Annotated in this window: 6 protein-coding genes and 1 pseudogene; 1 reads left to right on the top strand and 6 read right to left on the bottom strand. The window is 59.4% G+C overall.

From position 1 onward, the window contains the following. The 4 genes and pseudogenes from B2V21_RS06835 to B2V21_RS06820 all read right to left on the bottom strand — a co-directional run. Window positions 1-131: pseudogene (locus B2V21_RS06835) on the bottom strand (ABC transporter ATP-binding protein); the annotation flags it as partial. 94 nt (window positions 132-225) lie between these two features. Continuing rightward, the gene (locus tag B2V21_RS06830) at window positions 226-1059 is read right to left on the bottom strand and encodes a carbohydrate ABC transporter permease (protein ID WP_056842633.1); all 834 of its coding nucleotides are present in this window, start codon (window positions 1057-1059) and stop codon (window positions 226-228) included. Window positions 1060-1069: 10 nt separating this feature from the next. Next, the gene (locus B2V21_RS06825) at window positions 1070-1996 is read right to left on the bottom strand and encodes a carbohydrate ABC transporter permease (protein ID WP_286916412.1); all 927 of its coding nucleotides are present in this window, start codon (window positions 1994-1996) and stop codon (window positions 1070-1072) included. Window positions 1997-2055: 59 nt separating this feature from the next. Continuing rightward, the gene (locus tag B2V21_RS06820) at window positions 2056-3366 is read right to left on the bottom strand and encodes an ABC transporter substrate-binding protein (protein ID WP_049859700.1); all 1311 of its coding nucleotides are present in this window, start codon (window positions 3364-3366) and stop codon (window positions 2056-2058) included. 306 nt (window positions 3367-3672) lie between these two features. Between B2V21_RS06820 and B2V21_RS06815 the strand changes: the two genes are divergently transcribed. After that, window positions 3673-4575 carry an AraC family transcriptional regulator gene (locus tag B2V21_RS06815; protein ID WP_286916411.1) on the top strand — a complete coding sequence of 301 codons (903 nt, stop codon included), beginning with the start codon at window positions 3673-3675 and terminating at the stop codon, window positions 4573-4575. Here B2V21_RS06815 and B2V21_RS06810 read toward each other — a convergent pair. Together B2V21_RS06810 and B2V21_RS06805 are read right to left on the bottom strand one after the other, a co-directional pair. Continuing rightward, window positions 4570-5154, bottom strand: coding sequence for an AAA family ATPase (locus tag B2V21_RS06810; RefSeq protein WP_286916410.1), 585 nt, complete (start codon window positions 5152-5154; stop codon window positions 4570-4572). The two genes, B2V21_RS06815 and B2V21_RS06810, sit on opposite strands and share 6 nt — an antisense overlap. A 206-nt stretch (window positions 5155-5360) precedes the next feature. Beyond that, entirely contained in the window at window positions 5361-6239 is an 879-nt protein-coding gene (locus B2V21_RS06805) for an MBL fold metallo-hydrolase (protein ID WP_286916409.1), read from the bottom strand. Window positions 6240-6248 lie beyond the last annotated feature (9 nt).

Raw genomic sequence — 6248 nt, 5'->3', positions numbered from 1 at the left:
GTCGACTTGCCGCAGCCCGACGGGCCGACGAACACCACGAATTCGCGGTCGTGCACTTCCAGGTCGATGCCCTTGATGATCTGCAGACCTTCGAAGCCCTTTTTCAGGTTTTTTATTTTCAGAGTGGCCATGGGTGTGGTCCTTTGGAAGGAGATGGTGTTCGAGCGGGCGTCTTCGCGGGTAGAACCCGCTCCCACAGGGGGGCGTCGCACAATGATGTATGGGTCACTTGACTGCACCGAAGGACAGGCCGCGCACCAGCTGCTTCTGGCTGATCCAGCCGAATATGAGGATCGGCGCGCAAGCCAAGGTCGAGACAGCGGACAGCTTCGCCCAGAACAAACCTTCTGGGCTTGAATAGGAAGCTATGAGCGCGGTAAGCGGCGCAGCGCTGGAGCTCGTCAGGTTGAGCGACCAAAAAGCCTCGTTCCAGCACAGGATCAACGACAGCAGCATGGTCGAAGCCAGACCGCCCTTGCTGATGGGCAGCAGCACGCGCACCATTTCCTGCCGCAACGTCGCGCCGTCCAACCTCGCAGCTTCCAGGATTTCCCGCGGGATGTCCTTGAAGTACGTGTAGACCATCCAGACTACGATGGGCAGGTTGATCAGGGTGTAGATCACGATCAGTGCCAGCCGCGAGTCCAGCAGGCCGGCGCCTTTGGCCAGCAGGTAGATAGGCATCAGTACACCCACGGGCGGCAGCATCTTGGTCGACAGCATCCACAGTAGGGTCTGCTTGGTGCGTTTGGTCTCATAGAACGCCATCGAATAGGCCGCCGGAACCGCGATCAACATGCACAACGCCGTGGCGGTGAAGGAAATGAGTACCGAATTCCAGGCGAAGTGGAAGTAGTCACTGCGTTCCTGGATGTGCAGGTAATTCTCCAGTGTCGGGGTGAAAATGAACTGCGGCGGCGTGGCGAAGGCGTCGATCTCGGTCTTGAAACTGGTCAACACCATCCAGAAAATCGGAAAGAACAGCAGCAAGGCTGCGGCCCAGGCCAGGGTACCGAGCACGATGCTTTGCAGCCGCCGGGATTGTTTGAGCGTCATCATGGCGTCGTCCTCAAGCGTTGTCGGTCAGGTTTTTGCCGATCATGCGTACCAGCACGATCGCCGCGATGTTGGCTATCACCACCGCTATGAGTCCCCCTGCCGAGGCCATTCCCACATCGAATTGCACCAAGGCCTGGTTGTAGATCAAGTACGCCAGGTTGGTCGAGGCAAACCCTGGCCCGCCATTGGTGGTAGTGAAGATCTCGGCGAATACCGAGAGCAAAAATATCGTCTCGATCATGACGACCACCGCAATCGGCCGGGCCAGGTGGGGCAACGTGAGGTGCCAGAAGATCGCCACGGGGCCTGCGCCATCCAGCCGTGCGGCTTCTTTCTGCTCCTGATCAAGCGACTGCATGGCGGTCATCAGCAGCAGGATTGCGAAAGGCAGCCATTGCCACGAGACGATCAAGATGATCGAGAAGAGCGGATAGTGCGCCAGCCAGTCGACCGGTTGCGCGCCAAAAAACTTCCATACCGCCGCAAGTACGCCGGAAACGGGATGAAAGATCAGGTTCTTGAACACCAGCGACCCCACCGTGGGCATGATGAAAAACGGTGAAATGAGCAGCACCCTGACGATGCCACGTCCGAAGAACTCACTCGCTTCAAGCAACGCGGCGATCAACACGCCCAGAACCACACTGATCAGCAGCACGCTGATCACCAGGACCAGTGTATTCAGGGCGCCGGGCAGAAAGCCCGTGTCGGTGACGAAATAGGTGAAGTTCTCGACGCCGACGAATTCGTTCTCCCCTGGGTTGAGCAGGTTGAACCGGATCACCGAGAAATAAACCGTCATGGCCAGCGGGACGATCATCCACAGCAACAGAAGTGCAACCGAGGGCGATACCAGAAACCAGCCTGGGTTGCGTAGCCGGCGCGTGCGTGACGGGGCCGAAACCAAAGGCTGGTCTCGAACGAGGGACGTGTTCATGGGCGTTTACCTGTGCGGCGGTGACCGCCGGCGTCGGGCCGGCGGGTGTCGTGGGCGGATTACTTCTTGGGGTAGCCCGCGCGCTTCATCTCGCGTTCGGTAGTGGACTGAGCAGATGCCAGCGCCTGATCCACTGACATCTGCCCGGTCAGCGCTGCACTGAACAGCTTGCCCACGGAGGTGCCGATCGACTGAAATTCCGGAATCACCACGTACTGGATGCCCACGTACGGCACCGGCTTGGCTGACGGGTTGGAAGGATCGGCGTGCTTCATCATCTGCAAGGTGACTTCGGCGAATGGGGCCGCCTTCAGGTAGGCGTCACTGTAGGTCGAAAGGCGCGTGCCAGGCGGAACGTTGGTGATGCCATCCTTCTCGGTGACCAACTGGATGTAGGCTTTGGAAGTTGCCCAGGTAACGAACGTCTTGGCGGCCGCCTTGTGCTTGGAGGTGGCGGGAATGGCCAGCGACCAGGCGTACAACCAGGACGAGCCTTTGTCGGTGACCTCGGTGGGCGCAGGCGCGAAGCCCACGCTGTCGACCACCCTGCTCTGCTCTTTGTCGGTGGTGAACGAACCCGCCACGCTGGCATCCACCCAGATCGCGCACTTGCCGCTGTTGAACAACGCCAGCGTTTCGTTGAAACCGTTGCTGGATACGCCGGGAGGGCCGTATTTCTTCAGCGTATCGACGTAGAAATTCGCCGCGGCTTTCCACTCTGGGCTATCGAGTTCGGGCTGCCATTGCTCGTTGAACCAGCGCGCCCCGAAGGCGTTGGCCATGGTGCTGAGCAATGCCATGTTTTCACCCCAGCCAGCTTTGCCTCGCAAGCACATGCCGTACTGATCCTTGGACGGATCATTGAGCTTGGCGGCGAATTCACCCAGTTGAGACCAGGTCGGTTTCTCCGGCATGGTCAGGCCCGCGGCCTTGAACAGATCGGTGCGGTAGTAGGTGACGGTGCTTTCGCCATAGAACGGCAATGCGTAGAGAGTATCGTTGACCGAAAGACCCTGGCGGACTGCAGGGAAGATGTCATCGACATCATAGTCGGCCGGCAGATTCTGCATGGGTTCCAGCCAGTTCTTGGTCCCCCACAGTGGTGTCTCGTAGGTGCCGATGGTCAACACGTCGAACTGGCCACCCTGGGTGGCAATGTCGGTTGTCAGGCGCTGGCGCAGCACGTTCTCTTCGAGAACGACCCAGTTGAGTTTGATGTCGGGATTCTGCTGCTCGAAGATTTTCGACAGCCGCTGCATGCGGATCATGTCGCCGTTGTTGACCGTCGCGATCGTCAGGGTCTCGGCAGCATGGCTGGCGAAGGCGACTGACAGACCAGCCGAAAGAATTAGCGCAGGGGTAATCTTCATGGGGCTCTCCGCTCCCGGCCGATTCGACCGGAGCTGTTATTGTTGTTGTCGACCATCGCCGCGCGGATCGTGCCGTGGCCGCAGCGCTGTACGAGCCGATTAGATCACCCCCGATATTCCCGCTCAAACGAATGGCGAACGTCATTTCGATACTTTTTTGACCGTCCTATCCATCGACGCGTGCGATCAAAAAAGTATTGAACCGGCGCAACGCAGGGACTAGCTGCTCAGGGCAGGGTCAGCGTATGGTGCGTGAATTGGAGCCGCTGTACTCGATCCGCACCACAAACAAAAAAGGGGCACTCGATGCCTGATAACCGCGCTGCCCTGTTCGAGCATCGGCCCGCCGATCTCGAGGTCATCCTGCCTGGCCCTGACCAGAGTTTCCGCTGGTATGAGCACGACTACCCCTACGAGCTCGCCCGCTGGAACCATCATCCCGAGTATGAAATCCACCTGATCCGAGCAGGCAGCGGCAAGCTTCTGGCGGGTGACTACATTGGCCCCTTCAGCGCAGGGCATGTGGCCCTGATCGGGCCGGACCTTCCCCATGACTGGATGGGCGACGTTGCGCCCGGTGAACGCATCTGCGGCCGTGACGTGGTCCTGCAGTTCGATGGCGCCGCCCTGCTCGACCTGCGTGGCTCGCTGCCTGAACTCTCAGAGCTGAACGGCCTGTTGGCACAGGCACGACGCGGCATCGAATTTACCGGCAGCACTGCCTTGCAAGCGGCCGCCTTGCTGGAGAGCATTGGTAAGGCCCAGGGGCTGCAGCGGCTGATTGCGTTCATGCAATTGCTGTCCACGTTGGCCAGAGCGCCCAAGCGCGACGTTCGAGTGTTGGCCAGCGCCTTTTACTCGCCATCGCTGGACGCACGCAGTTCACAGCGTATCAATCAGGCATTCGACTACCTGATCAACGAGCTCACGACCGATCTGCGCCTCTCGACCATCGCCGCGCGCGTCGGCCTGAGCGAGGCAGGCTTCTCGCGCTTCTTCAAACGCATCACCGGCCACGGTTTCATCGACCTGATGCGCAAACTCCGAATCCAGCGCGCGTGTCGGCTGCTCGTCCAGACCCAGCTCTCCGTGGCGGAAATCTGCTTTGAAGTGGGCTACGAAAATGTCTCCAACTTCAATCGCCACTTCCGCCACGAAATGGCCCAGACGCCCAGTGACTATCGGCGCGCTCGCCCGCACGCTCTATAGCGACGCGGGCAAGCTCGCGGTTTGCTCAATGGTCTGTACCCAAACGAACCCTTCCTCCTGCGTAGGGGGTTCGAGCATCTGGAACACGCTGTGCAAGGCTTCCTCGGGAACGCGCTTATCAGCAGTGCGTTGGGCATTCCGGGCTCGGGCAAGCTCCAGGGAAGCCTTCACGAAGACGGCGATGACTGGAACCTGATGCGTGCGGGCAATGGCGAGCAGCTTTTCCCGGTGCCGTTGCGCAGGTAGCGCCGCATCGAACACGACTGCCTGCTCACCCAGGCGGCCACGATTCTCGGACACCCAGCGAGACTTACCCGCCCCCTGCACGCCCATCACCAGATAAACATGGGTGCCTTTTTCCGCTTTCGACAGCGCTTCGTTCAAGCGCGCATAGGCGAGCTTCCACGCACGACGATTCCTTTCCGGCGTGAACTGCCTGCCAGACTCGGTTTCCAGGAAATCATCGGGATTGATCACTATTGGAAGACCGGCGGTGCCGCCGTTGGTGTTATGGAATTGCTCCTCGGATCCGAACGCACAAACATGGGTCAGGCCCGACAGGGCGAAAGTTCGTGTCATTGAAGATGATGCCTCCCATGAGCGGGACAACGTTGCGCTTTACTGTACAGAAAGCGTGTACAAAAAACATGCCGTCCTGACGCCCATGAAATCGGCGAGGCATCGCCTCTTTACTGTCCCCTATCCAACATCTGAACCACACTTTGTTTCGCCAAACACACCCAGCCAGGTCAACTTGCTGTGGCGCTAATAGGTCCGCTCGCCAACTACCACTTCATCTCCCCCTTGGCGACCTTGGCGCTGAGTTCCAGTGACGACTCATCGCCCAACGCCGGGTAATGCACCTTCATCGCCGCGACCAATGCATTCGAGTCCTTGGCTTTGACTGTTTCGGCATCGAAAGTTTTTATGTAGTCCGCCGTGAAACGTGCCGCGTCGATTGCCTTGCGTTCACCGGGCAGAAAGTGGCCGGAGATGACAGTTACAGGCTGGAGTTTCTCGATATGGGCCAGCGTGGCCAGCCAGTCGGCGTGGGATTTCGCACTTTGTGTGTCGGCCATCCAGACGTGGATGTTGTTGGAAAGCACCACGCCGCCGAGTACCGTTTTGGTTGACGGTATCCAGACGAAGGTACGCTCGGGCTGCGGGCCGTCCAGGCCGATGATCTGCAGCTGTCGACCTTCCAGTTCGAGACGGTTGCCTTCCAGCACCTGCGGCACGATGAGTTTTCCTGGAGCACCGTCCCCCATTTGGGGGCCCCAATAGGCCAGCTTGCTGTCCTTGGTTTGCTTGATGTGCGCGACGGTCTGCGCGGTCGCCAGCACTCTTGCCTTGGGAAAGGCCTCGGTGATGGTTTGCAGGCCAAAGTAGTAATCGGGATCGCCGTGACTGATGTAGATGGCAGTCAGTGTTTTCCCGCTCTGGTGGATGCGTTTGACCAGTTCTTCGGCCTGCGGCCGGGCAAATTGTGCGTCGACCAAAACGGCCTCTTTCTCGCCGGTGACGATTACCGAGGACACCGGAAAAATCGCCTCCGGGCCCGGATTGTAGACCTCTACGCGCAGAGGTTCTCCGGCCAGGGCCGCGCCTGCGCCTCCCAGCAGGATCAGGCTGGCAAACACACGTCGTGCGATGAAGTGGATCATGGACATTCC

This window comes from Pseudomonas sp. UBA6276, assembly GCF_002438365.1.
In the GTDB taxonomy this organism is placed as follows: Bacteria; Pseudomonadota; Gammaproteobacteria; order Pseudomonadales; family Pseudomonadaceae; genus Aquipseudomonas; species Aquipseudomonas coleopterorum.
Note: the sequence above shows the minus strand (reverse complement) of the source record. Positions and strands in the feature narration are given on the sequence as shown.